This is a genomic window from Streptomyces sp. NPDC001663 (assembly GCF_042893105.1).
Taxonomy (GTDB): domain Bacteria; phylum Actinomycetota; class Actinomycetes; order Streptomycetales; family Streptomycetaceae; genus Streptomyces.
In genome coordinates this window covers 233,038-259,307 of the sequence record NZ_JBIAUR010000009.1, presented here as the reverse complement: position 1 = coordinate 259,307, position 26,270 = coordinate 233,038, and the positions used below count along the sequence as shown (strand labels likewise).

Genomic DNA, 26,270 nt, shown 5'->3' with positions numbered 1-26,270 from the left:
ACGGCGAGGTGGACGGCGTGACAGCCGCCCGCCTCGCCGTCCTGCGTGCCCGCGATCAAGGCCTGTGGCCACTCTGTGTGATCGCCATGAACCAGGCCGCCCGATCCGAGGCATCGGGTTCCGTTATGCGTTTGTGAAGTGCCTATTCCCTGTTCCCCAGGGCTGATTCACTCCCTCGTGCGCACCATCGGTGCCCTGCTCCGAGCCGTGGCCGCCGTGTACGAGACGGCCGGTTCGTCACACTGCGCAACGGCGCACTCGATCCCTGGGAAGGCATCCAATGACGATGATCACCCGTCGCTCCATCCTGATCGCCGGTACCGCCACGGTGGGAGGCCTGCTGGTTCCGGCCGCCTCCGCCTCCGCCGCCCCGAAGGCGTCGGCGTCGGCGTCGGGCAAGCAGATCACGGTCGGTTCGGGGGAGACGTACGAACTCTCCTCGACCACCCGGGTGGGGCAACTGACCGTCGCAGACGGCGGGAAGATCGTCGCCCCGGACGGCTACAGCCTCTCCCTGACCGTCAACGGCGTGGAGACCGGCCAGCTCCTCACCGAGACCGGCGGCACCGCAACCCTGATCCAGGCCGGCACCTACCAGGGCGACGTCGTCCTCACGGTGGCGGCCGCGAACGAGGTGACGTACGAGACGCTCACCTTCCCCTTCCGTCAGGCCCTGTACGTCGACGGCGACGGTGTCGTGCGCGAAAAGTCCGTCCTCGCGGCCGTCCTCGGCGGGAAACTCACCGACACCCTCGCCCGCAACGTGTCCGTCACCTCGACCGGAGAGTGCTTCGACGGCGTGTTCGTGCAGGACGCCACGTACACACTGGAGCGTCCCACCATCTCCCTGACGGGGAACGGCCGTTGCGACTTCGCCGGCTACGGCGCCGCGGTCGTCGGCGACGGCTCCTCCACCAAGCTCGTCGTGGACGGCGCCCGCATCAGCAACAAGGGCGTGGTCCGCACCGGCGTCATCGCCAACGACGGCGCCAACGTGGTGGTGAAGAACTCCTACGTCCGCTGCCGCAACGGTGTCCTGCCCTCCGACTACCAGGCCACCGTCGAGACCCCGTACATGGAGTCGGTGCCCTGGATGCTCGGCCTCGACGGCAACGTCCGTGCCACCAACCTCATCGGCAAGAACAGCACCGCCACCTACCTCAACTCCACCGTATTCTCGGAGACCTGGGGTGCCCTGTCGGTCGAGGGCGGCAGCGGCCTCAAGCTGACCGCGGTCAACAGCCACGTCGGCAACACCGGGGAGTACGGCTACGGCACCTACGCCATCGGCGACGCCACCGTCCGTGTCCTCGGCTCCCGCTTCGACGTCGGCAGCTACGCCACCATCATCGCGGGGCCGGCCGCGGTCGTGCACTACGGCGACAGCACCGCCGACGCCGTCTCCGCGCTCAACACCGAGCTCGAACTCGGGCTGACAGCAGCAGAGTTGGCGGCTCTTCCGGCCCGCAACACAGTGGTGAACTCCGGCCACTTCGGCTACATGTTCTTCGGCGCCGGCACGCTCACCCTCGACGGCGGCACCGTCATCAACTCCGAACGGGCCACCTTCCTCAACAAGGGCCAGCAGACCACGATCACCGTCGACGGCTCCAAGGGCGCCCGCCTCAACCCGCGCGACGGGATCATCCTGCAGATGATCGAGCTGGACGATCCGGGCCCGGTCAACGTCAACGGCAAGATGATGAACACCGGCGTCTACACCGAGCCCACCGACGACCCCACCAAGGACTCGTCCTTCGACACCACCGCCGTACACACGGGCGACGGAGCCGCCACCTTCACCTCGATCGCGCTCAGGGGCGACTTCTACAACGGCATGCGCAAGGGCAAGAACATGGTCCTGACCTTCGAGGATTCGACCGTGGAGGGCGTCATCTCGGCCACGAAGGCCAAGCACCGGGTTTCCAGCATCGACTCGTCCACCTTCTACGAGCTGGGCATCGTCATCAACACCGTCCAGGCCGCCGTCAACAACGGCGCCATCGTGAAGCTCAACAGCGGCTCGGCCTGGACCGTCACCGGCACCTCGTATCTGACCGGGCTCACACTGGCCTCCGACGCCGCGGTGAAGGCGCCGCGCGGCAGGACGGTGACCATGACCGTCGACGGCACCACGACGGCCATCACCGCCGGGAAGAGCTACGCCGGCGCCATCACCCTCACCGTCGCGTGAGGTGAGGAGGCGGAGGCGTGGTTCTTCAGACCGAGCGCGCCTCCGCCTCCTTCGCGATCTCCTCGAACCGCGCGCCCATGGCGGCCGCCAGCGCCTGCGCACCCGACAACGGCCGCACCATGACGGTGAATTCGTCGATCAGACCCTCGTCATTGACGTGGATGAAGTCGCATCCGGTCAGCTCGCGGTCGCCGACCCGCGCCGCGAACACCAGCGCGTGGTCGCGGCCGTCGGCGCCGGCGAGCTCACGTTCGTACCGGAAGTCCTCGAACACCTGCGACACCGCGCGCAGGATTGCCGCGGTGATCGCCTTGCCCGGGTACGGCTTGAACACCACCGGGCTCATGAAGACGACGTCCTCGGCCAGCAGCGCCTCGACGGCATCGAGGTCACCTGCCTCGACCGCCTCGCGGAACGCGCGCATCGGATCACCTCATAGTGAACTAGTAGAGTAGGTGCCGATGAGAGTAATGAACGATTCCCGACCTGTCCACGGGCATGTTCCGGATGTGTTCCCCTAAGCTGACGTGGATGTTCAGCCCCGAAGGCCCCAGTCTCCGCGAGCTCGCCGTCCAGGCCCTGTCGTCCGTCGAGCGCGGCTACGACCTGCTCGCCCCGAAGTTCGACCACACCCCTTTCCGTACGCCCGACTCGGTGCTCGAGGCAGTTGCTTCGGCGCTGGCGCGGACGGGGCCCTTCGATGCCGGGCTCGACCTGTGCTGCGGCACCGGTGCGGGAGTCGACGTGCTGGCACGGGTGTGCCGGCGCAGCGTCACCGGTGTCGACTTCAGCGCGGGCATGCTCGACGTGGCCCGGGAGCAGGTGCGGCCGACCGGACCGGCGGTCTCCTGGGTCCGCGGGGACGCCCGTGCCCTCCCGTTCGGGCCCGGCGCCTTCGACCTGGTGGTGAGCTTCGGGGCGTTCGGGCACTTCCTGCCCGCGGAACTGCCGGGCCTGTTCGCCCAGGTCCACTCCGTGCTGCGGCCCGGCGGCCGTTTCGCCTTCCCCGTCCTCGCCCCGCCCCGGCCCTCGTCCCCGGCGTTCTGGATGCTGCTCGGCTTCGACGCGGTCATGCGGGTGCGCAATGCGGTGTGGCGGCCGCCGTTCGTCATGTACTACCGGGCCTTCCGGCTCGGCGACGTACGACGGGAGCTGGAACGCACCGGATTCGAGGTGGAGCTGCAGGCCCTGCCGGAGTTCGGGTGCCGCGCGGACGGGAGTCCGCGCGTGCGGCTGGTGACGGCCCGGCGGCCGACGTAAAGATCAAAGGTCGTCCACGTCCACACGTACGCCGCCCAGTGCCAGCGCGATCGCCGCGTCCTGGCTCAACTCCCGTCCCTCGCGCACCGCTTCGGTGAAGCGGGCGTCCCCGAGGGCCGCGCGCAGTCGGCGCTCGTACTCGCGGTGGAAGACCGTCTTGTCGGATCTGCCGAGCTGCGGCAGCCCCGCGGCGTACCACAGGCGTCTGCTGATGCCGAGGAGGCGGGCGGCGAGCTCCGCCTCGCCGCGCGAGGCCTGCGCGACCACCAGGAGGTCGGCGACCGCGGCGGCACCGAGCTGGTCGTGCACCCGCCACTTGGCGGTGAGCGCCTCGCGCGCCGAACGCACCGCCTCGTCCAGGTGGCCCAGGCCGATCGCGGCGAGCGCGAGGAAGAAGTCGCCCCAGGCCCGCATCCACAGCTCCCCGAGCTTGGCGCAATCTGCGCGCAGCCGTTCGGCCACCGCGGCGCACCGCTCGAACGCGGCCTGGCTCGCCAGCAGATACGCCTGCAGAGCGAGCGTCAGCAGCTGGAAGAACTCGGCGCCGCCGTCGGCCGCGGGCGCCTGACCGATCCGTCCGTACAGCACCGCCGAGCGCGCCGACTCGCCTCGTACCGCCAGGCTCGCCCCCGTCAACGGCAGCGCGGGCACCGGCAGTCGGCGTTCCTCGGCGAGCCACACATAGGCGGCGCTCACCGACTCGGCCGCCTCCAGGTCGTCCGGCACGACCGTGACCAGCCGGTGCGCCCAGATCGCGAGCGTGTGCTCGGGCCCGGCACCGTCGGGGGCGCGGCGCAGTGCCCGCTCCAGATAGGCGCGGCCCTCCTCGGTGAAACCGCACGCGAACCAGAAGTACCAGAGGCAACCGGCCAGTTCGAGCGCCGTCGTGGGCTCCGGCGCCGCCAGGCACTCCTCGACGGCCAGCCGCAGGTTGGCGTGCTCCGCGGTAAGCCGCTCGGCCCACATCCGCTGACCGGGCCCGAGCCACTCCGCCTCACCCTGCCGGGCGATCCAGCGGAAGTAGTCCCGGTGCCGGCGTCGCACCGTCTCCTGCTCGCCCAGCCCAGTCAGCCACTCGGCGCCGAACGATCGGACCGTGTCCAGCATCCGGTAGCGCACCGCGGCACCCTCCCCGTCGCGGGTGACGATGGACTTCTCGGTGAGCGAGGCCAGCAGCGCGAGGATGTCCTCGGCATCCAACGGGCCGCCGTGGCACACGAATTCGGCCGACTCCACGTCCCAGCCGCCGGCGAACACCGACAACCGGGCCCACAGCAGCCGCTCCAGCGGGGTGCACAGCTCGTGGCTCCAGCCGATCGCGGTGCGCAGCGTCTGATGCCGGGCCAGGCGCGGCCGGGCGGGCGAGACGAGCAGGTCGAAGCGGGAGTCCAGTCCCTCCAGCAGCCGGTCCAGGGGAAAACCCCGCAGCCGTACGGCGGCCAGCTCCAGAGCCAGCGGGATCCCGTCGAGCCGGGCGCAGACCGCGGCCACATGGGCCCGGTTGCCGTCGGTCACCGCGAACGAGGGCACCGCCGCCGCGGCCCGGGCCGTGAACAGCGCCACCGCGTCATCGCGTTCCCCCAGCGGCAGCGGCGACACCGTCAGCAGATGCTCGCCCGGCACTCCCAGCGGCTGCCGGCTGGTGGCCAGCACCCGTAAGTCCTCCACGTTCGCCAGGAGTTCCTGCACCACCCGAGCGCACTCGTCCAGGACGTGCTCGCAGGTGTCCAGCACGAGCAGCACAGGCGCCCCCGCAAGGTGCTCGCACACCGCCTGCAGCAGCGGTCGCAGCGTCTGCTCCGTCAGCCGGGTCGCGGCAGCCACGGTGTTCGTGAGCAGCTCCGGGTCCCGCAGTTCCGACAGCTCCACCAGCCAGGTCCCGCCCGGGAACGCGGCCTTCGCGGCATGCGCGGCCCGCAGCGCCAGCCGGGACTTGCCGACCCCTCCGGACCCCGTCAGCGTCACCAGCCGCTCGGTCCCCAACAGCCCCGCGATTTCGGCGAGTTCGAGCTGTCGGCCGACGAATACGTTCGCCTCGGCGGGAAGGTTGCCGATCCTGCCGCCCTGAACAGAGGCCGCCATCGTCCCCCCATCACCGGAACCGATGGCGGACACCTTAACCGTCCCTGAAGGCCGAGCGGGAGGGATCCTGATGCCGGGAATGGTCGTGTTCAGCCGGGTGTCCCGAACGGTGTCGGTGGCGGTGGCCGCCGCCGACCTGTTGTCGGTTCACCAGGGCGCGACGGCGAGCTTCCCGGACGATGCGATCGGCGGTCTCTGCTCCACCCAGCCTCCAGCCTCAGAGGCGCTCCCAACTCCTCACCAGAAGGGTGCTTTCGGCGTAGCGTGGAATCGGTCCATCCACTGAGGGAGGTATGGGGATGGCCGTCATACCCACCCTGAAAACTGTGGGACAGATGCGCCAGGGAGACCACCTGCTCCTCGGCTACGACACGGACGAGGAGCGCGAGACCGTCCTCACCGCGTTTCTGCTGGACGGGCTGGCCAGCGGGCATCGCGGGCTGCTGCTGCCGCCCGCCGACATACCGGCCCATGTCGCCCTGTCCTTCCTGGAGGCCCACGGCTGCCGGGTCGACGAGGAGATCGCGGCCGGCCGGCTGTGCGTCGATCCGCACATCGCTGACCCGGAGGGACTCTGGGATCTGGACGAGGTGATCCGCCGCGAGGCGCGTCGTGCGGTCGGTGACGGCTTTCTCGGTCTGCGGGTGTGCACGGAGATCCTGCGTGCCCAGGCCGGCAAGGGTCTGAAGACGCTGCACGACAGCGAGTTGCTGCTGGATCCCGTGTTCTCCTCGCTGCCGGTGCTCGGCATCTGCCAGTACGACCGCCGGGTCTTCGACGAGGCGGAACTGACCCCGCTCACCGGACTGCACCACGGCCGGGTCGCCGCCGACGAGGTGTGGCGCGACGACCTCCTCTCCATCACCCGCACCTTCGCACCCCCGGGCCTCGCCTTCGTCGGGGAGATCGACGACAGCAACGTCACCGCCGTCGCCCGCGCCCTGCACGCCGAGACGGCCCGCGCCCGAGCCCGCACCTCGAACGGCGCATGCACCCATCTCGACCTGCACGACCTGCATTTCATCGATGTCGGCGCCCTGCGCCTGCTGGTGTTCAAGGCGCTCGCCCTCTACGCGGCCGGCGGAACTCTCGAGCTGTCGGGTGTCGCACCACACGTCCAGCGGGTGATGCGGGTGACCGGTTGGGACCGGGTCCCCGGCCTGCGCATCGAGGCTCAAGGAGAAGGGACATGAGCGGTTTCGTGCACCAGGCGTTGCGTTACGGCTCGGACGCCGACTTTCTCGCCTCGACCACCGGCTTCGTACGGGCCGGGCTGGACGCCGGTGACGCCGTCCTGGCGGTGGTGAGTTCCCGCAACGTCACCTTGCTCGGCGACGCCCTCGGCGAGCGGTCCCGCCAGGTCGAACTCGTCGACGCACACGACTGGTACGACTACCCGTCCCGCACCCTGGGCCGCTACCACGCCTACTGCGAGCGGCACGGAGTGGACCGGCGCGTGCGCGTCATCGGCGAACCGGTCTGGACGGGCCGCACCGCCTTCGAGACCCGCGAGTGGATGCGCTACGAATCCCTCATCAACCTCGCCTTCGCCGACTCCGGCCACTGGATCCTGTGCCCCTACGACATCAGGGCGCTCCCCGAATCCGTCGTCCGCAGTGCCGCCCGTACGCACCCGGAACTCGTCCAGGAGCCCTGCATCGCAGGCGACTACGCGGACCCGGCGGCCTTCTCGGCCGAGTGCGAAGAGCCTGGCACGGCCCCGCTGCCCGCCGCGGTGCACGGTATCCGCTTCACCCGCGGCGGTTCGGCCGCGGTCCGCCGCGCGCTCGCTGCCCATGCCCGCCGTCTGGGCCTGCCCGAGCAGCGGGCGTACGACCTGGTGGCGGCGGTGCACGAGACCGTGGTCAACACGGTGCGGCACGGCGGCGGACACGGTGTCGTACGACTGCACAGCGACCCCGACTACGTGATCTGCGAGGTCGCCGACGGCGGGACGCACACCGCGGCGGCCCGCCCGCCCTTCCCCGGCCATCTGCCGCCGAAGCCGCGGGCCGCGAACGGCCACGGGATGTGGCTGGTGCGGCAGTTGAGCGACCTGGTCGCCGACGACCTCGCCCCGGCCGGCTCCGTCGTACGGTTGTACTTCCGACGCGGGCCCGCGGTCGGTCAGCCCGCCGCAGGCACGGTGAACTCGTAGACGAGAGCGCCTTGTTGGGCGTCCACGACCAGGTCGGTGATTTCCAGAGGTCTGGCGTACTGATCGTGCACCTGCCGGGTGACCCGCACCGAGGGCGCGCCCGCGAGCGGGGTGATGGAGTCGCGGTGGTGCAGGGTGAGGCCCGCCTTGCGCATCCAGTCGTAGGCGCGGTGCAGTTGGACCGAGGCGGCGCCGTCGGCGCGGTCGCGGTAGCGGGCCAGTTCCTCGACCTCGGCGAGGGCGACGGCGGAGAAGGAGGTCACGGCCGTGCGGCGGTCGCGGCCGTCCGCGCCGGCGGACTCGTAGCGGTGCACGAGTGTCTGCCGGTGCGGGGCGAGCCCCAGCGCCTCGGCGTGCTCGGGCGGGGGAGTCTCCCAGGCGACCGTGGCCCGGTCGACGGCGCACGGGTCAGCGGCCCGGGCGCCCACCGGGAAGGCCAGTGAGGACGGGGTCTCCACCGGCAGACCGGACAGCATGGCATGGCTGCCCCGCCGGTCGGTGGCGACCAGACCGTCCCGGCGCAGCACCTCCAGCGCCTGCCGTACGGTCTCCCGGCTGACGCCGAAGCGCCCGGCCAACTGCCGCTCGCCCGGCAGCCGTTCACCGGGCGGGATGCTGCCGTCGCGCAACTCGCCGAGCAGCCGTGTCGCGACGTGCCAGTACAGCGGCTGCCCTTCGGTGGGGGCGTGATCGTGCGGGGTAGTGCGGGCCATGCCGCGCCTCCTGTGGTGACGTAACGTAGCCGTGCGGGCTGATTGCGTCACCAGATCTAGCATTGGTCTAAACCACCAGGGAAGACCGTCCCGGTGGTTCGGCCGAAACCGGCCCGCGTGCACCACCCTTCACAGTGTGCTGTACAGGGCGTCGATCAGGGCCGTCTTCCGTGGGTCGTTGGCGATATGAGGCCCCATCCGGTTCATCACATAGCCCAGCGACACCTCCGCCTCGGGGTCGGCCAGGCCGCAGGAGCCGCCGAAGCCGTCGTGTCCGAAAGCCCGCGGGTTGGGTCCGTACGAGCCGTTCGGGCCGCTCAGCCACAGGCCGAGGCCGATCTCCGTATCGCTCCCGAGCCCGGCGCCGAGCACCAGGTCCCGGCAGCTGCCCTGCCCCTCGCGCACCCGCTCGGCCGCCTCGGGGGACAGGACGCGGTGGCCGTCGTAGGACCCCCGGCCCGCGAAGATCCCGTAGAGCGTGGCGACCGCCCGCGCCGTGCCGTGCCCGTTCGCGGCCGGGATCTCGGCGGCCCGCCACTCGGGCGTGTTGGCCTCACCGGCGCCCACCACGGGATTGGTCAGCGCGGCCAGCGCCGCAGGTGCCAACTGGCTGAAGATCGCCGCCTGTTCGCTGCTGGACGCGGCCGGTGGATGCACCAGTTCGGCCGCCCGTCCCGCCTCCTTCTCCGGCAGCCCGACTGTGAAGTCGATCCCCAGCGGCCCGGTCACCTCCCGCTCCAGGAACGCCCCCGGCAGCAGCCCCGAGACGCGCCGTACGACCTCTCCGACGAGAAAGCCGTAGGTGAAGGCGTGGTACCCGGACCGTGTCCCCGGCTCCCACCAGGGCTCGGTCGCCGCGAGCCGTTGCGTGGTGAACTCCCAGTCGTAGAGCTGCTCGAGCGAGTGCGGCTCACGCAGCCCCGCAAGACCCGCCCGGTGCGACAGCAGATGCCGTACGAGGACCTTGTCCTTGCCGGCCGCGGCGAACTCGGGCCAGTACGCGGCCACCGGCGCGTCGAGGTCGAGCAGTCCCCGGTCGGCGAGGATGTGCGCACACAGCGCGGTCGGCCCCTTCGTCGTCGACCACACGTTGACCAGCGTGTCGCGCTCCCAGGGACGGCTGCGTGCCGCGTCGGCCCAACCACCCCACAGATCAATGACGTTCGCCCCGCCGACGGTGACGCAGACCGCGGCCCCCAGCTCCCCGCGCTCCCGGAAGTTCTCCTCGAACGCCGCCCGCACCGCGGCGAACCGCCCGTCACAGTGACCGTGCACCTCTGGCTCGCGCTCCGACATGGGCTCCTCCGTCGTCCGCCGGAATCCCGGACCGCCACGCCGCGGCCCGGGCATCCCGAACGTACCGACTGGTCGGACTGGAGGGAAGGTCAGAGCAGGAACAGCTTCCCGGCGGGCTCTTGGTGGCCGTCGGCCGTGTGCCAGTAGTCCCGCGTCTCGACCGCCAGACCCGCACCGTCGAATCGCACGAACACGCAGCCCGCGAGGGCCGACGGCACGCCGCCCTCCTCGGCCAGCACCCGGAACTCGGCCACCGCGACGCCGTCCTGGCCCACGACCGGCGACGAGAACCGCACGTCCGTCACCCGCTCCTGCGCGAACGACCAGCGCAGATACTCGGCCAGCTGCTCCCGCCCCCGGTGCGGCTCGCGGAACGGCATCGAGCGGTGGACGCACTCCTCGGCGTACAGCTCGAGCAGCGCGTCCACGTCGTGCGCGGCCCAGCCCCGCTCCCAGATCCGCACGAAGCGTTCGGCGGCCGCACCTGTCTCCATTCCGGCCACCTCAGACGTACGACCGCAGCCACTTCACCTTGGCCGCCTCCTGGTAAGGCCCGCCGCCCTCATGGTCGTTGAAGTCGTACACCTCGATCGTCTTGTCGGTGTGCGCCCAGGCGTTGAAGGCGCCGAAGACCGTGGAGGGCGGGCAGGTCTGGTCCTCCAGGGCCGCCGAGAACAGGGCGGGGGCGCGGCCGCGGGTGGCGAAGTGGACGCCGTCGAAGTAGGAGAGGGTGCGCAGGGCGTCCTCGGTGTGGCCGCGGTGGGTCTTGAGGTAGAGGCCGATCTCGCGGTACGGGTGCCGGTCCGTCACGGTCGCCGCGCGCGGATAGTCGCACAGGAACGGCACGTCCGGCGCGATCGCGGTCAGGTCCGGGACCAGACCGCCCACCGCGATCGTGATCCCACCGCCCTGGCTCGCGCCGAGGGCGACCGTGCGGGAGGCATCGGTCAGCGGGTGCGCGCGGGCCGCCTCGACGGCACGCACCGCGTCCGTGAAGACCCGGCGGTAGTAGTAGTTCTCCGGTGCGTCGATGCCGCGGGTCATGAAACCGGGGAAGGCGGGCGCGCCGCCCACCGGGTCCGCGGTGCCGCCGCCTCCGCCCCAGGCGCTACCCTGACCGCGCGTGTCCATCACGAAATGCGCCCGGCCCGTCGACGCCCACAGCAGATGCTCGTGCGGCAGGCCGCGCCCGCCGCCGTACCCGATGAACTCCACGACCAGCGGCACCGGCTCCGCCGCCCCGGCGGGCAGCGTCAGCCACCCCTTCACCGGGTGCCCGCCGAACCCCGCGAACGTCACGTCGAAGACCTCGACCGTGGTCAGGCCCGTCTCGACCGGTTCGAACCGGGCGTCCAGGTCGTGCTCGCGGGCCTCCTGCAGGGTCTTGGACCAGAACGCGTCGAAGTCCTCGGGCTCGGCGGACGCGCTGCGGTACTCCCGGAGCTCGTCGAGGGGGAGGTCGAACAGGGCCATGTAGGACCGCCTTTGCGAAGGGGCAGCTGTGCGCGGACAGTGCGGATGATCACACCGTACGTGGGTGGTCGGACGACTCGCCAGGTCTTTCCCGGACTGTCCCTCTACGATGGCGCCATGTCGTCAGCCGTGGATCTGCTGGTCAAGGATGCCGAACTGCTGGTCGTCGACGGGGATCGGGAGATCCCCGGCGGTTGGGTGGCTGTGACGAATGGTCGGGTCACCGCCGTCGGCGGTGCCGGAAGCGAGCCCGAGGCCCGCACGACCGTCTCCGCGGCCGGGCGGCTGGTCACCCCGGGCCTGATCAACACGCACCACCACATCTACCAGAACCTCACCCGCTCCTACGCCCCCGCCGTCAACGGCACCCTCTTCGACTGGCTGACCACGCTCTATCCGCTGTGGGCCGCCCTCGACGAGGAAGCCGCGTACGTCTCGGCGTACGTCGGCATGACCGAACTGCTGATGGGCGGTTGCACCACCTCCTCGGACCACCTGTACGTCCACCCCCGTCCGCACCTCGTCGACGCCGAGATCCGCGCCGCCCGCGACATCGGCTTCCGCTTCCACGCGACCCGCGGCTCGATGACCCGCTCCGTCGAGGACGGAGGACTGCCGCCGCGCAGCGTCACCCAGACCACCGACGAAGTCCTCGCCGACAGCGAGCGCCTGATCAAGGCCCACCACGACCCGAAGCCCGGTGCCCTGATCCGCGTCGCGCTCGCGCCCTGCTCACCGTTCTCGGTGACCAAGGAGGTCATGACGGCGACCGCCGAACTCGCCGAGCGCCACGACGTACGCCTGCACACGCACCTCGCCGAGGACCACGACGAGGACACCTACTGCCTCGAGACCTATGGCTGCCGGCCCGTCGAGTACTTCGAGGACTGCGGCTGGATGAGCAGCCGTACATGGGTCGCCCACTGCATCTACCCGAACGACGACGAGCTCGGCCGCCTCGCTGCCGCGGGCGTCGGCGTGGCGCACTGCCCCAGCTCCAACATGCTCATCGGCGGCGGCACCGCGCGCGTGAAGGAGATGCGGGAGCTCGGCCTGCCCGTCGGCATCGGCTGTGACGGCTCCGCCTCCACCGACCACGCCTCCCTCTGGATGGAGACCCGCAACGCCCTGCTGCTGGGCCGCTACCGCGGCGGACCCGGCGCGATGACCGCCCGTCACGCCCTCGACATCGCGACGCGCGGCTCGGCCCGCTGCCTGGGGCGCGCCGACGAACTGGGGCATCTGCGGCCGGGCGCCTGCGCCGACCTGGTCGTCTGGGACCTCCACGAGGTCGCCCTCGCGGGCGCGCTCAGCGATCCCGTCGAGGCCTGGCTGCGCTGCGGCCCGGCCCGCGCGTGGACCACGGTGGTCGGCGGCCGGGTTCTGATCGACCGGGGTGAACCCGTCCAGCCGGGCCTGACTCAGGCGCTCAAGGACCACGGCCGGATCGCCCGGCGCATGCAACAGGCCACATAGCAGCGGCTGTTACGACCCCACTTTCTGCTTACGTCCCACCCGCCTGGCGCCGCGTCCACTCCGGCTCCGTGCGGGCCCACTCCCGTTCCCACTCCAGGAGCCGGTGGCCGGTGGCCACGCGGCGGACGACGGCGTTGCCGAGGAGCACCAGGGCGACCGCGCCGCCCGTCGCACAGGTGCCGATGGTGAGGGCGTGCTGCCAGATCTGGGTCTCGCCGGGCGGCGGGCCGACGATCCGGCCCTGGGAGTCGAACCACACGTCGACCGTGTCTCCCTGCCGGCTGCCCGCCGGGACACGCGCCTTCGTGGTGTGCGGGCCGGTGGCCGGATCCGTCCAGCGGACGTTCACGCGATACGAGTGCTGCTGGCCGCCCTGCACCGAGGGCAGCATGTCCGGAGTCTTTCCTACGACCTCGGCGCGCACCCGGTGGCGCTCGGCGCGCTCGGCCGCCGCCACGGCCCGCGCCTCGTCATGGGCCCACCAGCCCGCGATCGCTCCCGCCAGTGGCGCGCCCACCAGCAGCAGGACGGCGACGACGAGTGCCGTCCACGCCTCGACCACGTCCGCCCGGCGCCGCAGCGGATTGCGCCGCCAGCGCCAGCCGCGCACCCGGGTTCGCATGTCGACCTCCTCGCCGTCACTTGAGCCGGAGGGGCCGTACCGTGTCCGGTCCGTATTGTCCCTCCGTACCTCGTATGCGCGCGAGTGCCCACGAAAATCGGGTACCCAGCGGATCGGAGATCGCTCATCGCGAAGTCTCCGCGCGAGGGGAGTCGTGCTGGAAGCGGCGGGCGAATCCGGCCGTCAGCCGAAGCGTTCGATGCGGATCCGGTCCACGGGCTGGCCGGCCTCGACGAGCAGCCGTGAGGCGTGCTCGGCGAAGGCGTTCGAGCCGCACACATAGGCCTCCCACCCACCGGCAGGCCGCTCGGCCAGGAGCGGCGCCACATGTGCGGCCGCCATACGTCCCACCGGCACACCCTCCGGCGCGCTGCGGGTGAACACGGGCGTCGTCTCCGCGCCCAACTCCCGTGCGTAGATGAGCTCTTCGGGGCTGCGCGCGGACACCAGCAGCCGCAGCGGCACGTCGAGGCCGCGCGCCCGGTGGTGTCGCACCATCGACATCAGCGGTACGACCCCGGAGCCGGCGCCGATCAGCAGCGCGGGCCGGTCGCCCGGCCAGGCGAAGAAACCGCTCAGGGGGCCGCGCACCTCGACCTCGTCGCCGGGCTTGGCGATCGTGTGGAACCAGCCTGAGACCTCGCCGCCCGCCACGTGGTCCAGGGTGAGCTCGATGTGTCCCGGATCGTCGGGCGCGGATGCGATCGAGTAGTGACGCTGCGCCACATAGCCGTCCTCGGCGATCAGCCGCAGCATCAGGTGCTGGCCGGGCAGGTGCCCGGCCCAGCCGGGCACCGCCAACCGGAAGGTGGCGGCGTGCGGCGTCTCATGCCGGATCTCGGTGAGCGTCGCGGTCTGCCACACGGCGGCGGCCCGGTTGCTCACGGCGATGCGACCGGGCACGGCGAAGCGGGTCGGGGGAGTGAACGACGGGGGAGTGAAGGTCTCAGTCACCGGAGTACCGCTGCTCGTCCCACGGGTTGCCCCGCGCGTGGTAGCCGTTCTGCTCCCAGAACCCCGGCTCGTCGTGGTCCAGGAGCCGGATGCCCGCGATCCACTTGGCGCTCTTCCAGAAGTACAGGTGCGGCACCAGCAGCCGCGCGGGCCCGCCGTGCTCGGCGGCGAGCGGCTGCCCGTCGTACTCCCAGGCGATCCAGGCCCGCCCGCCGGTCAGGTCCGCCAGGGGCAGGTTGGTGGTGTAGCCGGTGTGCGAGTAGGCGACGGCATGCGTCGCGGACCCGTGTGGCCGCACCGCATCGAAGAAGGCGTCCAGGGACACGCCGCCGAACCGCACCCCGAACTTCGACCAGCTCGTCACGCAGTGGATGTCGCCTTCGTACGCCGACGCCGGCAGCGCGTGCGCCTGCTCCCAGTCCCAGGTCTGCGGATGCTCCACCAGGCCGTCGACGCGGAAGGTCCAGTCGGCCGGCGCCAGTTCGGGCGTGACCTCCGCGGACAGCACGGGCCAGTCGTCGCCGGCGTCGTACTGGCCGGGCGGCAGGCCAGGATTGTGGACGCGGGTGCGTCCGGTGAAGCCTCGGGTGACGTTCATGCGAATCCAGCGGGACGGAAGTGATTGCTTACGCATTCAACCGTACGTGCCCGGCGGGCATGCCCCGACCCCGGGCCGCCCCGCGATCATTAAGGCCGTATGAACACTCCCGAGCCCCGGGAATAGCGCCCGGCCCGCGCGACTTGCCGTCTGGTGCCGGGACCGGTGGCCCTTACAACCGGTGACCGGGCGGCAGCGAAGGAGAGTGGGAGCAGTGCCCAAGGCGTACGTCTTCACGCGCTACGGCGGACCGGAGGTCGAGGCCTTCGTCGACGTGGACCGGCCCAGTCCCGGGCCTGGTCAGGTGCTGGTCGCGGTGCGTGCCGCGGGTGTGAACCCCGTCGACTGGAAGCAGCGCACCGGCTACCGGCGCCCCGGGGAGACCGGTGAGCGAGAGTTCCCCGCCTACTTCGGCAACGAGGTCTCCGGCGTGGTGGAAGAGGTCGGCGACGACGTGGAGGGCTTCGTCGTCGGGGACGCGGTCTTCGGCCGCCCCGTCGTCGGCGGGTACTCCGAGTACGCGCTGCTGTCGGTCGACCTGATCGCGCACAAGCCCGCCGCGCTGTCCTTCACCGACGCGGCGACCCTGCCCGTCGCGGGCGTGACGGCGTACGACGGAATCCGCCAGCTCGACCTGCCGGCCGGCGCGACCGTGCTCGTGACCGGCGCGGGCGGCGGGGTCGGGGTCGCGGCCGTGCAACTCGCCCGCGCCGCCGGCCTGCGCGTCCTGGGGCTGTCCAGCGCGGCCAAGAAGGACTTCGTCGAGTCCCTCGGCGCCGTACACGTCCCGTCCGGGCCGGGCTGGACCGAGCGCGTGCCGGGAGACGTCGACGGCGTGTACGACCTGGTGGGCGGCGACATCCTGGAGGAGGCGGCGACCCTGCTCGCCGACCGGACGAAACTCGTCACGGCCGGGGCCCAGTCCGAGGTGGTCGAGAAGCTGGGCGGCTCCCGTGTCGCCCGGGTCCGCACCTCCGAACGCCTCGAAGCCGTGGCCGAGTTGGTGGTCGACGGCGCCCTGGACCCGCACGTGACGCGGACCTTCCCCCTGGAGCGGGCCGACGAGGCGCTGCGCACCGTCGAGGACGGTCACGCCCGCGGCAAGACAGTGATCGAGGTCGCCGGATGAGCCACATCCTCGACAACCCCGCCCTCGCCTCCCTGACCGGCCCGCACGCGCACTTCGCCGAGCGGCGCGGCAGGGTGCTGCGCTACCCGGTCGACGTGTCGCCCTGGCTCGCACTGCCCGACGAGCCCGACGCCCAGGACTGGGCCGACCTCGCGGCGCTGTGGGGTCCCGGGGCGGAGGTGCCGCTGCCCGGTTTCCGCGGGGAGGTACCCGCCGGCTGGGAGATCACCCTGCAGATCGACGGCGTGCAGCTCGTCGACGACGGCCTTTCCGCCGCACCGGACCCGGAAGCCGTCCGCCTGGGCCCCGCCGACGTGCCGGAGATGCTCGACCTGGTCGCCCGGACCAGACCCGGTCCGTTCGAGGCGCGCACCATCCAGCTCGGCACGTATCTGGGCATACGCCGGGACGGTGCCCTCATAGCCATGGCGGGGGAGCGGCTGCACCCACCCGGCTGGACCGAGATCAGCGCCGTCTGCACCGACCCCGCCTTCCGCGGCGCGGGCCTCGCGACCCGGCTGATCCTCGCCGTCGCCCACGGCATCCGCGAACGCGGCGAGACCCCGTTCCTGCACACCGGCGCGGGCAACACCACCGCCATCCGCCTGTACGAGTCCCTCGGCTTCCGGCTGCGCCGCACCACCGTGTTCGGGGCGGCCCGCATCCCCGAACACCTCACGGACGAACGGCCGTTGGCCGTCTCCTAGGCATCCATCTGCACATCCTCGTGGGCGTCGCCTTCGGGCCGCGCCCACGAGTTGTAGCGCACCAGATAGTCGGCGAACCGCGCCAGATCCTCCTCCGGCCAGCCCGCGAGCCGCTCCCCGACGGCCGCCCGGCGGCTGACGGTGACCTGAGCGAGAATCCGGCGGCCGGCCTCGGTCAGATGCAGGACCTGGACGCGGTGGTCGTCAGGGTCGAGACGCCGCTCGATGAGGTCGGCCCGCTCCAGGGCGGCCACCTGGCGGCTGACCGTGGACTTGTCCAGCGCGTAGTGCGCGGCCAGATCGGTGGCCCGGCCGCCGCCGCTCTCCTCCAGATGCCCGAGCAGTGTGTACGACACCAGCGACAGCTCGGGGTGCATACGTCCCGCCGAGGCCCGGGCGCGCCGGGCGAAGACCGTCATCTCGCGCTGGATGGTCTCCACGGCCTCGTCTGCTTCCACCTGACCTCCCTCGCTCAGTTGCATAGTACAACTGCAGTGCGATCGAGGCTGTTCGCGGTGGCTCGCGCGAGCGTCGGCGCACGGCCGTTGGGGTAATGTGTCCGTCCGGCCGGAGATGTTCCGGCCGTCGTGACCGAGGAGGTGAGACCCATTACCGCTGTGTCAGGTCGGGTGCTCTCTTCTCGAGTCGATGCGGGTCGTCGGTCGTAGGCGACCGCGAGAGCGCCCTTCGAGTACCGAAAGGCTCTCCGCTTCCATGCCTCCGCTTTCTCCGTCTTCTTCCTCTTCCTCGTCGGCGTCCTCCCATGACTCCGTGGTCGCCGCGCTGCGTGCCGCGGGCTGTGTCTTCGCCGAGGACGAGGCGCAGTTGATACTTTCTGCCGCCCGCACACCGCAGGAGCTGGCCGCCATGGTGGACCGCCGTGTCGGCGGGCTGCCCCTCGAACTCGTCGTCGGCTGGGCCGAGTTCCGCGGTCTGCGCATCGCGGTGGAACCCGGCGTCTTCGTGCCCCGCCGCCGCACCGAGTTCCTGGTCGAACAGGCCCTCGCCCAGGCCCCGTCGGCATCCGTCGTGGTCGACCTGTGCTGCGGCTCGGGCGCCGTCGGCGCGGCCCTGGCCACCGCGCTCGGCCAGGTCGAGCTGCATGCCGCCGACATCGACCCGGCCGCCGTGCGCTGCGCCCGCCGCAACGTCGCCGCCGTCGGCGGTCACGTCCACGCGGGCGACCTGTTCGCGGCGCTGCCCGACGACCTGCGCGGCCGGATCGACATCCTCGCCGCCAATGTGCCGTACGTCCCCACCGACCAGGTCGGACTCCTGCCCGCGGAGGCCCGGGACCACGAGCCCCTGGTCGCGCTGGACGGCGGCGCGGACGGACTCGACGTGCTGCGCCGGGTCGCCGCCGAGGCACCGCATTGGCTCGCCCCGGGCGGCTGCGTGCTGGTCGAGACGAGCGAACGCCAGGCCCGGGCCGCCCTCGAAGCCTTCACCGGCAGCGGTCTGAAGGCCCGCCTGACGGTCTCCGAGGAGCTGTACGCCACTGTGGTGATCGGCGTCAGGGCGTAGCCCGGCCGGCGGCTCAGCTCGGCGTCACGGGCTTCGGCATGCGCCCTCCCGCTGCCTCAAGGGCGTGGGGGCCGGCGGCGTTGTCGTCGGTTGCCGAAGCTCTGCGCCGCTGTCCTGCTCCGCCTCGCACCTGCGCGCGCCGGGTCCCGCTCGGATCGGCCGGCAAGGGCCGCTCCCCATGGCCGACCTGATCGGACGGACAGGCCCGGCGCCCGCCGGGGCCTGTCCGTGCCAGAAGTGTCAGGTAGTCGCGCCGCTGCCCGACGGGCTCGTCGACGGGGAGGGCATCCGCCAGTCCCGGGGGCCGTGGCCGCCCGGGAACCCGTCGCGCCAGCCGCCCGGATCCCTGTCGTCCGAGGTCCCGGAGATGACCCGCGTCGCGGTCCTGGTGTCGTCGTCCGAGCGGGTGCCGACCAGGACGGCCGTCTCGTCCTTCTTCAGGTCACCGGTTCCGGAGGACTTCGTGCCGTCGTGCAGCACGGTGGTGTCCGAGTCGACGGTCCACGTCCACTCGGCGCCGTCCTCGCTCTTGACGGTGACCTGGTCGCCGTCGACCTTCTCGACCGTGCCGCGCTGCCAGACCCGTACCACCCACTTGCCGGTGTCCTGGTCCTTCACCGTCGACTCGCCGTGCACGCCCATGCCGCCGAAGTCGAACCAGTGGCCGCCGTGCCGGCCGCCCGGCTTGTCCGGGGACGGCGACGCGGAGCCGGACGCCGAGGGCGTCGCGCTCCCGCTCGAGCCACCGGAGGTGGCGGCGTAGGCGACGGTGCCGCCGAGGGCCAGGACGGCGACCGTCGTCGCCGCGATCACCGCGCGCGCCCGGTTCGAGCGCCGCCGCCAGACCCGGTCCCAGGCCGGCTCCGGCGTACGCTCCGCCCCGCCCGGGCCCTGCATCACTTCCCAGTCGTCCGACTCGTGCGTCACTGCTCGCTCCCATCGGCCACGGCACCGGCGTCCCATGCCACGCCTTACTGTGATTGTCGGCTGCGGACGATAAGGAACAGGTAATCAATACCTGTGAGAACCGGGCGTCCCGGACGCTTCACTCCGCCTTCTGCACCCGGGCGATCAGCAGCGCCACGTCATCGGAGTTGTCCGGCTGGTGCAGCGTGCGCAGCAGCAGGTCGCAGACCTCCTCCAGGGGGCGGTCGGGGCCTTCGAGCAGCGCCAGGAGCGCGTCCAGGCGCTCGTCGAGCGGATGCTGCCGGGTCTCGACCAGGCCGTCGGTGTAGAACACGAGACGGTCGCCGGGGTTGAGGTCGACGGTGGTGGTGGAGAAGGCGACCCCGCCCACCCCCAGCGGTGCGCCGGTGGGCAGTTCGAGCAGTTCGGGCGGGTGCCCGGCGCGCAGGCGGGCCGGCGGCAGGTGGCCGGCGTTGGCGATGCGGCACTGCCGCAGTTGCGGATCGTGGACGGCGTAGACACAGGTGGCGATGGAGTGGTCCAGGCCCTCGGTGATCCTGTCGAGGTGTTCCAGCAGCCGGGCCGGGTCGAGGTCGAGAGAGGCCAGCGTGTTGGTCGCGGTGCGCAAACGGCCCATGGTCGCGGCCGCGTTGATGCCGCTGCCCATCACGTCGCCCACCACGAGCGCCGTCTTGCCGCCGTCCAGGGGGATCACGTCGAACCAGTCGCCGCCGACCTCGCTGGTGGCGCCCGCGGGCTGGTAGCGGGAGGCGACCTCCAGGCCGCCGGTCACCGGCGGATGGCTGGGCAGCAGGCTGCGCTGCAGGGTGAGGGCGGTGTCGCGGGCGTTCTGGTACCAGCGTGCGTTGTCGATCTGAACGGCCGCGCGGGCCGCCAGCTCCCGGGCGAGCAGCAGATCGTCCTCGCTGAACGGCAGCGGGTTGTGCGTGCGCTTGAGATCGAGGGCGCCGAGCACCTCCCCGCGCGCGATCAGCGGGACGGCCAGATACGAGTGGACCCCCGCACCGGCCAGCAGCTCCGCCGCCTCCGGTGAGCGGGCGATCCGGGGCAGGTCCGCGGGCTCGACCTGCGCCACCATCACGGGCCGGCCCGTGCGCACGCACTCGGTGACCAGGCGGTCGGGACCGTACCGGGCCACCTGCCCGGGCTGGTCGGCCGCCCGCAGCGCCTCCGGCGCATGGTCCGCCTGTACGGCCAGGGCCCGGATCACCGCCGACTCCGCGGGGCCCAGGCTGGTGCGTCGGCCGTCCACCACCGCCTCGAGCAGGTCCACGGCGGCGACGTCGGCGAGCTCCGGCACGGCCACGTCGGCCAACTCACGTGCGGTGCGGTCGAGTTCCAGAGTGGTGCCGATCCGTGCGGAGGCGTCCGCGATGACCTGCAGCCGCCGCCGCGCGGCCTCTGCCTCGACGCCCGCCCGGTGCTGCTCGGTGACGTCCACGACCGAACCGGCCAGGCCGAGCACGGTTCCGACGGCGTCGTCCAGCCGGTAGAGCGAGAGCGACCAGGCGCGTTCGTCATCCGGGTCGGCCGGGGTCCGGCCGACCGTCTGCTGGTCGACAAGAGGCCGGCCGGTCTCCAGCACCTGGCGCGCCGCCGCCTCGATGGCGTCGACGTCGAGATGCGGCAGGACCTCGCGGATCGACCGGCCGATGTGGTCCTCGGCCGGCATACCGTTCAGCTGCTCCAGTGCCGGGTTGACCGACACGTACCGCAGATCGGTGTCCAGGACGGCCAGCCCGATCGGCGACTGGGCGATCATCCTCGTGGACAGCGCCACGTCCCGCTCCAGCCGCCGTACGGTCGACTGGTCGGCGCACAACCCCAGCGCGTAGACCTCGCCGTGGTCGTCCAGCAGCCGCATGTTGCGGAACTCCACCAGGCGGGTGCTGCCGTCCTTGCGGCGGATCGGGAAGGCCCCGGCCCAGCTCTGCCCGGTGAGCATGACGTCCGCGAACAGCTTGATCACCAGGTCGAGATGCTGCTCGTGCACCATGATCCGGGCCGCGTACTGCCCGAGCGCCTCCTGCGCCGGGTAGCCGAACAGCTCCTCGGCCTGGGGGCTCCACAGCACGATGTGCCCCTTGGCGTCCAGCACCACCGAGGCGACGCCCAGCACGTCGAGCAGGCCGCTCGGCCGCACCGACCCGTCGCCCTCGGCCACCGGAAACCCAGGTGCACTCATTCCACGCACCGCCTTCGCCCGTTCACGCGGCACGCCGTCCCCCGTGCCGACTCCCCATGTTCTACCGCGCTCAACCGTCCCTGTGACGCCTCCGTCGCCCACCTCCACCATCCCTCAACACGGCCGGGGCGTCCCCCGAAGCCGTGACGACAGTACCCGGCACGCACTGTTGCCCAGCCGACAACCCCCGGTTACCGATCTGGTCTGTACATGACCACCGAGTCCGGCCAGACTGTCCGCCGAGCACGCCCCGCCACCACCCCCCACGGAGGAGTCCTCCCATGCCCCTGCGCGCCTGGCAACGTTGTCACGCGGCGCTGACCGCTGTGGTCGCCCTCACCACTGCTGCCGTCCTGTCCGCCGCGCCACCCGCGTCGGCCGCCGACACCTGGAACGAGGTGGGCTCCGACCGCGCCGACCCGCTGACCGAGAGCCAGGGCCTGACCTCCGTCGAGGTCCCGGCCAACAGCCCCAACCACTACACCGGCATCGGCACCATTCCGGTCTCCGTCTCCAGCCGCGGCTGGAACCACGTCGGCGACCCCGACGCCTCGTACAACGGCTACTACGTCGAGCCGTACCAGGCCGACTCGGGCAGCGCGAAGATGTATCGGGTGCAGGCGCCGGGCGGGGCGTGGTCGGAGTACGTCCACACCCTGAGCTCCGGGGAGGCGCTGAACAACTCCTGGGTGGCGATCTCGCCCGACGGCCAGTGGATGCTCTCCGGTGAGTACGGCACCATGAGCCGCTTCCTGGTCTTCCCGACCCCGGGAGCCAACTCGAGCACCTCGCCCTCGGCGAACCTTCCGCAGGTCTCGACCGTCAACCTCGATCACGCCGTCCGCGACGTTCAGGGCTGCGACTTCGTGAACGCCACCCAGCTGCTGTGCTCCTCGGACGACCCGGCGGGCACGCTGTTCGGCATCACCAAGCCGCTGCTGCAGGTCGACCTGTCCGCCGCGGCGAACGGCACGTCCGACGTGACCGGCCACGTCACCGCACTGCGGCAGCTGCCGCTGAGGAGCTCCTGCTCGGGCACCTTCGAGGCGGAGGGCATCGACTACGACCGCCGGGACGGCACCCTGCGTGTGATCGTCGTGTCACCGGGCTTCTGTGTGCTGACGGACAGCAAGACCTACCGTTTCAAGCGGAGCTGAGCCCTCGCTGGTCCCGTGCGGCCAGTGGTGCTTTTCTTGGGGTGTGGCGCGGTTCGCGGGGAACTCGCGGTATCGCGCCACAGCCACGAGAGGAGCGATCACGATGGATCGTCAGCGCTCGCACGAGGAGCCGGTCTCCCTCGAGATCAGCGGATGCAGCAAGGAGGACGCACGGATCGTGTTCGACACGTTGTGTGCGTGCTTCGAGTCCGACCGGGGTCCGGACGAGGTGCCGCAGCAGCTCCACGAGACCCGTCCGATGGTGTGGCTCGGCACGTTCGAGGTCACCGACGCGCATGAGTGTCCGGTGCCGGGGCGGCTGTCGGCCTCCGTCGAGGTCGACGCGCAGGGTGGGTACTGGGCGATCGAGCGGCTGCGCAGCACGCTGGATCCTCTGTTCACGGTGCGTGATCTTTCCTCGGCGTCGGGAGATCAGGAGCGGGAGTTGCACGTGATTCTCGAGCGTCGGTGAGGTTTTCGGCTGCGGAGCCGCAAATGTACACAGCCCCGTGCCCCTTCAGGGCGGTGCAGAGCCGTTGGTCAGGAGGCGCAGCACGGTCTGGCGGTAGACGGCGTGGACTGCGGGCAGGTCCGCCAGGTACGCGCGTTCGTCAGTGCCGTGCAGGCCTTCGTAGCGCACGCCGAAGCCTGCCGTTGCTGGGATGCCCTTTGCAGCCAGGAGGTTGCCGATGTTTGAGGGGCCTGCGGTCTTCGCCCGGACCGTCAGTCCCTCGCGGGTCGCCGCGTCCAGTAGTGCGGCGGCGGGCTGCTGGTTCTCGGCCAGGCGGTACGGCGGCCAGGAGGCCACCGGGGTGATGTCCGTCGGACTCGGGCCCGGGAGCAGTTGGTCCAGTTCGGCGGTCGCTCCGCGCACCAGAGCCTCCGCGGCGGTGGCGTCGAAGGTCGGCGTGGTGCGGATGTCGATGCCCAGTTCGCACAGGTCGGGAACGACCGAGAAGCCCTCGCCGCCGTGGCAGGAGGTGACCGTCAGCTTCGGCGGCAGTGGGAACTCGCCTACGGCGCCCGGGAGTTCGGCCTCGTCCAGCAGTTGCACCAGCCGCGCCGCGCGGGAGACGGCGCCGACCGACTTGCGGCTCGACCCGGAGTGGCCGGAGGCGGCGTGCACCGCGATCGTGGCCCGCCACAGGCCCCGCCCGCCGACCACGACCTCGTCCCGCCCGGGATAGCCGATCATCACCCCGGCCGGGCGTACCGCCGCCGTATCCGCGAGGTAGGCGCGGGCGCCCCCGAAGCCGCCGGTGTGCTCGTCGGCGTCGAGCAGTACGGCGAGGCCGCCGCGCAGCTCGGCGGCCTGTGCCTGCACTTCCGACGCGATCCGGCAGAACATCGCCGCCGCCAGCTTGGAGTCGGCCGCTCCCCGCCCCCGCAGCCAGCTGTCCACGACGTCCCCGCAGTCCGGCGGGAAGGACCAGGCGCCCTCGTCGCCGTACGGGGCGGTGTCCACGCAGGCGTCCAGTGCCCACCACGGTCCCGGCCTGCCGCATGCGACCTCCACGAGCAGCGCCACCGGGCGGCCCCCGTCGTCGTAGAGCCGTCGATACGGCAGGTCACGGGCGGCGAGCCAGTCCTCCAGGGCGGTGAGGACGGGCCCGTAGTCGTCGATGCCGGCCCGGCTCGGGCGGCGGATCAGTTCCTGGGCCAGCTCGACGATCTCCTCGGTCATGGGGCCACTGTGCCCGACGGTGGCCGGAGTCACGCCTCCCTGGTTGTGCAACTAGTTGCAAAAAGCGTTCGTGGTCCTCTACAACAGAGGCACGACACCGCGACGGAGGGGCCCGATGAGCCGTTACCCGCATCTGCTGAACCCGCTCGACCTGGGCTTCACCACGCTGCCCAACCGTGTCCTCATGGGCTCCATGCACGTCGGCCTGGAGGAGGCCGAGCGTGGCTTCGAGCGCATGGCGGCGTTCTACGCGGAGCGGGCGCGCGGGGGAGTGGGTCTGATCGTCACCGGCGGCATCGCGCCGAACGAGGCCGGGCGGCCGTACGAGGGCGGGGCGATGCTCACCACCGACGCGGAGGCCGAGCAGCACTCGGCGATCACCGAGGCCGTGCACCGCGAGGGCGGCCGGATCGCGATGCAGATCCTGCACTTCGGCCGGTACGCCTACCACCAGGACCTCGTCGCCCCGAGTCCCCTCCAGGCGCCGATCAGCCCCTTCCCGCCGCGCGAGCTGACGGACGCCGAGGTCGAGCAGACCATCGACGACTACGCCCGCGCCGCCCGCCTCGCCAGGCAGGCCGGATACGACGGCGTCGAGATCATGGGCTCCGAGGGCTACCTCATCAACGAGTTCATCGCCACCCAGACCAATCAGCGCACCGACCGCTGGGGCGGCTCGTACGAGAACCGCATGCGTTTCCCCGTCGAGATCGTACGGCGGGTGCGCGAGGCCGTCGGCGAGGACTTCATCATCATCTACCGGCTGTCCATGCTCGACCTGGTCCCCGGTGGCTCCACCCTCGACGAGGTCATCACGCTCGCCAAGGCGATCGAGGCGGCCGGGGCGACCATCATCAACACCGGTATCGGCTGGCACGAGGCCCGCATTCCCACCATCGCGACCTCCGTGCCGCGCGGCGCCTACACCTGGGTCACCAAGAAGCTCATGGGCGAGGTGTCGGTCCCACTCGTCACCACCAACCGCATCAACACCCCGGAGCTCGCTGAGGAGTTGCTCGCGGAGGGGTACGCGGACATGGTCTCCATGGCCCGCCCGATGCTCGCGGACCCCGACTTCGTCAACAAGGCCGCGGATGGCAAGCCGGAGGCCATCAACACCTGCATCGGCTGCAACCAGGCCTGCCTCGACCACACCTTCAGCCTCAAGATCACCTCCTGCCTGGTCAACCCGCGTGCCTGCCACGAGACCGAGCTGGTGCTCTCACCGACCCGGCTGCGCAAGCGCGTTGCCGTCGTCGGCGCCGGTCCGGCCGGTCTCGCCTGCGCGGTGAGTGCGGCCGAACGCGGCCACGACGTCGTGCTGTTCGACGCCGCGAGCGAGATCGGCGGTCAGCTCAACGTCGCCCGCAAGGTTCCCGGCAAGCAGGAGTTCGACGAGACCATCCGCTACTTCCGTCACCAGCTCGACGCGCACGGCGTGGACGTACGCCTCAACACGCCTGTTGCGGCAGGTGACTTGGCGGACTACGACGAGGTCGTCGTCGCCACCGGCGTCACCCCGCGCACCCCCGAGATCCCCGGCGTCGACCACCCGAGCGTCGTCGGCTACCTCGACGTGCTGCGCGACAACGTCACCGTCGGCGATCGCGTGGCCATCCTCGGCGCGGGCGGCATCGGCTTCGACGTCGCCGAGTTCCTCACCGACGGCGGCGACAAGGCCAGCGAGGACCCGGCGACGTACTTCCGCCAGTGGGGCGTCGACATGGACTACCGGGCGCCCGGCGGACTCGCCGCCCCCGAGCGGACCGCCCCGCCGCGCACCGTGCACCTGCTGCAGCGCAAGCCCACCAAGGTCGGCGCGGGCCTGGGCAAGACCACCGGCTGGATCCACCGCACCGAGCTCAAGCACCGCGGCGTCACCATGGTCCCGGGTGTGCGCTACGACCGCATCGACGACGCCGGACTGCACGTCACCGTCGGCGAGGAGTCCACCGTCCTGCCCGTCGACACCATCGTGCTGTGCACCGGCCAGGAACCGCGCCGCGACCTGTACGAGGAGCTGCTCGCCGCCGGCCGCAGCGCGCACCTGATCGGCGGCGCCGACGTGGCCGCCGAACTGGACGCCAAGCGGGCCATCAAGCAGGGCACCGAGGTCGCGGCCGGCCTCTAG

24 protein-coding genes are annotated in these 26,270 nt (G+C 71.5%); 11 read left to right on the top strand and 13 right to left on the bottom strand.

All coding sequences use genetic code 11. The features are described 5' to 3' along the window. The first annotated feature begins 280 nt into the window (after nucleotides 1-280). Nucleotides 281-2,194: a hypothetical protein gene (locus tag ACFY1L_RS28920; protein WP_388830567.1), complete on the top strand. Its 1,914-nt coding sequence runs from the start codon at nucleotides 281-283 to the stop codon at nucleotides 2,192-2,194. Nucleotides 2,195-2,219: 25 nt separating this feature from the next. On the opposite strand, the gene ACFY1L_RS28915 is transcribed toward ACFY1L_RS28920, so the two are convergent. Then, the gene (locus tag ACFY1L_RS28915) at nucleotides 2,220-2,618 is read right to left on the bottom strand and encodes a nuclear transport factor 2 family protein (protein WP_388830564.1); all 399 of its coding nucleotides are present in this window, start codon (nucleotides 2,616-2,618) and stop codon (nucleotides 2,220-2,222) included. Nucleotides 2,619-2,725: 107 nt separating this feature from the next. Between ACFY1L_RS28915 and ACFY1L_RS28910 the strand changes: the two genes are divergently transcribed. Beyond that, nucleotides 2,726-3,454, top strand: coding sequence for a methyltransferase domain-containing protein (locus ACFY1L_RS28910; RefSeq protein WP_388830561.1), 729 nt, complete (start codon nucleotides 2,726-2,728; stop codon nucleotides 3,452-3,454). A 3-nt stretch (nucleotides 3,455-3,457) separates the two neighbouring features. Here ACFY1L_RS28910 and ACFY1L_RS28905 read toward each other — a convergent pair whose 3' ends face one another. Then, on the bottom strand, nucleotides 3,458-5,536 hold the full coding sequence (locus ACFY1L_RS28905; RefSeq protein ID WP_388830558.1) for an ATP-binding protein: 2,079 nt from the start codon (nucleotides 5,534-5,536) through the stop codon (nucleotides 3,458-3,460). Nucleotides 5,537-5,871: 335 nt separating this feature from the next. On the opposite strand from ACFY1L_RS28905, the gene ACFY1L_RS28900 reads away from it, so the two are divergent. Both ACFY1L_RS28900 and ACFY1L_RS28895 read left to right on the top strand, forming a co-directional pair. Further along, entirely contained in the window at nucleotides 5,872-6,729 is an 858-nt protein-coding gene (locus ACFY1L_RS28900) for an MEDS domain-containing protein (protein ID WP_388830555.1), read from the top strand. Next, nucleotides 6,726-7,694 carry an anti-sigma factor RsbA family regulatory protein gene (locus ACFY1L_RS28895; protein WP_388830553.1) on the top strand — a complete coding sequence of 323 codons (969 nt, stop codon included), beginning with the start codon at nucleotides 6,726-6,728 and terminating at the stop codon, nucleotides 7,692-7,694. The genes ACFY1L_RS28900 and ACFY1L_RS28895 overlap by 4 nt, the downstream gene beginning before the upstream one ends. On the opposite strand, the gene ACFY1L_RS28890 is transcribed toward ACFY1L_RS28895, so the two are convergent. From ACFY1L_RS28890 to ACFY1L_RS28875, 4 genes are all read right to left on the bottom strand, one after another. Continuing rightward, nucleotides 7,664-8,407 carry a GntR family transcriptional regulator gene (locus ACFY1L_RS28890; RefSeq protein WP_388830550.1) on the bottom strand — a complete coding sequence of 248 codons (744 nt, stop codon included), beginning with the start codon at nucleotides 8,405-8,407 and terminating at the stop codon, nucleotides 7,664-7,666. The genes ACFY1L_RS28895 and ACFY1L_RS28890 overlap by 31 nt on opposite strands. 129 nt (nucleotides 8,408-8,536) lie before the next feature. Then, complete coding sequence (locus tag ACFY1L_RS28885) at nucleotides 8,537-9,703, bottom strand: serine hydrolase domain-containing protein (protein ID WP_388830547.1); 1,167 nt, start codon at nucleotides 9,701-9,703, stop codon at nucleotides 8,537-8,539. A gap of 89 nt (nucleotides 9,704-9,792) precedes the next feature. After that, on the bottom strand, nucleotides 9,793-10,197 hold the full coding sequence (locus ACFY1L_RS28880; protein ID WP_388830544.1) for a nuclear transport factor 2 family protein: 405 nt from the start codon (nucleotides 10,195-10,197) through the stop codon (nucleotides 9,793-9,795). Between the two features lie 10 nt (nucleotides 10,198-10,207). Next, nucleotides 10,208-11,176 carry an acetylxylan esterase gene (locus tag ACFY1L_RS28875; RefSeq protein ID WP_388830541.1) on the bottom strand — a complete coding sequence of 323 codons (969 nt, stop codon included), beginning with the start codon at nucleotides 11,174-11,176 and terminating at the stop codon, nucleotides 10,208-10,210. Between the two features lie 117 nt (nucleotides 11,177-11,293). Here ACFY1L_RS28875 and ACFY1L_RS28870 point away from each other — a divergent pair, with 117 nt between their 5' ends. After that, complete coding sequence (locus ACFY1L_RS28870) at nucleotides 11,294-12,652, top strand: 8-oxoguanine deaminase (protein ID WP_388830538.1); 1,359 nt, start codon at nucleotides 11,294-11,296, stop codon at nucleotides 12,650-12,652. Between the two features lie 28 nt (nucleotides 12,653-12,680). Here the strand turns inward: ACFY1L_RS28870 and ACFY1L_RS28865 are convergent, their stop codons facing one another. The 3 genes from ACFY1L_RS28865 to ACFY1L_RS28855 all read right to left on the bottom strand — a co-directional run bounded on the left by ACFY1L_RS28865 (nucleotide 12,681) and on the right by ACFY1L_RS28855 (nucleotide 14,826). Beyond that, complete coding sequence (locus ACFY1L_RS28865; protein WP_388830535.1) at nucleotides 12,681-13,274, bottom strand: hypothetical protein; 594 nt, start codon at nucleotides 13,272-13,274, stop codon at nucleotides 12,681-12,683. 183 nt (nucleotides 13,275-13,457) lie between these two features. After that, nucleotides 13,458-14,228, bottom strand: a complete 771-nt coding sequence (locus tag ACFY1L_RS28860; protein WP_388830532.1) for a ferredoxin reductase — start codon at nucleotides 14,226-14,228, stop codon at nucleotides 13,458-13,460. After that, nucleotides 14,221-14,826, bottom strand: a complete 606-nt coding sequence (locus ACFY1L_RS28855) for a sulfite oxidase-like oxidoreductase (protein WP_388830529.1) — start codon at nucleotides 14,824-14,826, stop codon at nucleotides 14,221-14,223. Before ACFY1L_RS28855 ends, ACFY1L_RS28860 begins: the two co-directional genes overlap by 8 nt. Nucleotides 14,827-15,040: 214 nt before the next feature. Here ACFY1L_RS28855 and ACFY1L_RS28850 point away from each other — a divergent pair, with 214 nt between their 5' ends. Then, entirely contained in the window at nucleotides 15,041-15,955 is a 915-nt protein-coding gene (locus tag ACFY1L_RS28850) for an NADP-dependent oxidoreductase (RefSeq protein ID WP_388830526.1), read from the top strand. Then, entirely contained in the window at nucleotides 15,952-16,662 is a 711-nt protein-coding gene (locus tag ACFY1L_RS28845) for a GNAT family N-acetyltransferase (RefSeq protein ID WP_388830523.1), read from the top strand. The genes ACFY1L_RS28850 and ACFY1L_RS28845 overlap by 4 nt, the downstream gene beginning before the upstream one ends. Here the strand turns inward: ACFY1L_RS28845 and ACFY1L_RS28840 are convergent. Further along, nucleotides 16,659-17,120, bottom strand: a complete 462-nt coding sequence (locus tag ACFY1L_RS28840) for a MarR family winged helix-turn-helix transcriptional regulator (RefSeq protein WP_388830516.1) — start codon at nucleotides 17,118-17,120, stop codon at nucleotides 16,659-16,661. The two genes, ACFY1L_RS28845 and ACFY1L_RS28840, sit on opposite strands and share 4 nt — an antisense overlap. Nucleotides 17,121-17,376: 256 nt before the next feature. On the opposite strand from ACFY1L_RS28840, the gene ACFY1L_RS28835 reads away from it, so the two are divergent. Continuing rightward, complete coding sequence (locus ACFY1L_RS28835; protein WP_388830513.1) at nucleotides 17,377-18,186, top strand: putative protein N(5)-glutamine methyltransferase; 810 nt, start codon at nucleotides 17,377-17,379, stop codon at nucleotides 18,184-18,186. A 240-nt stretch (nucleotides 18,187-18,426) separates the two neighbouring features. On the opposite strand, the gene ACFY1L_RS28830 is transcribed toward ACFY1L_RS28835, so the two are convergent. After that, entirely contained in the window at nucleotides 18,427-19,113 is a 687-nt protein-coding gene (locus ACFY1L_RS28830; RefSeq protein WP_388830510.1) for a hypothetical protein, read from the bottom strand. 118 nt (nucleotides 19,114-19,231) lie between these two features. Next, nucleotides 19,232-21,298 carry a SpoIIE family protein phosphatase gene (locus ACFY1L_RS28825; protein WP_388830507.1) on the bottom strand — a complete coding sequence of 689 codons (2,067 nt, stop codon included), beginning with the start codon at nucleotides 21,296-21,298 and terminating at the stop codon, nucleotides 19,232-19,234. A gap of 281 nt (nucleotides 21,299-21,579) precedes the next feature. On the opposite strand from ACFY1L_RS28825, the gene ACFY1L_RS28820 reads away from it, so the two are divergent. Then, entirely contained in the window at nucleotides 21,580-22,455 is an 876-nt protein-coding gene (locus ACFY1L_RS28820) for a hypothetical protein (protein ID WP_388830504.1), read from the top strand. Between the two features lie 103 nt (nucleotides 22,456-22,558). Next, complete coding sequence (locus tag ACFY1L_RS28815; RefSeq protein WP_388830501.1) at nucleotides 22,559-22,927, top strand: hypothetical protein; 369 nt, start codon at nucleotides 22,559-22,561, stop codon at nucleotides 22,925-22,927. 45 nt (nucleotides 22,928-22,972) lie between these two features. Here ACFY1L_RS28815 and ACFY1L_RS28810 read toward each other — a convergent pair whose 3' ends face one another. Then, the gene (locus tag ACFY1L_RS28810; RefSeq protein ID WP_388830498.1) at nucleotides 22,973-24,139 is read right to left on the bottom strand and encodes a M20 family metallopeptidase; all 1,167 of its coding nucleotides are present in this window, start codon (nucleotides 24,137-24,139) and stop codon (nucleotides 22,973-22,975) included. 115 nt (nucleotides 24,140-24,254) lie between these two features. Between ACFY1L_RS28810 and ACFY1L_RS28805 the strand changes: the two genes are divergently transcribed. Beyond that, nucleotides 24,255-26,270, top strand: coding sequence for an FAD-dependent oxidoreductase (locus ACFY1L_RS28805; RefSeq protein ID WP_388830495.1), 2,016 nt, complete (start codon nucleotides 24,255-24,257; stop codon nucleotides 26,268-26,270).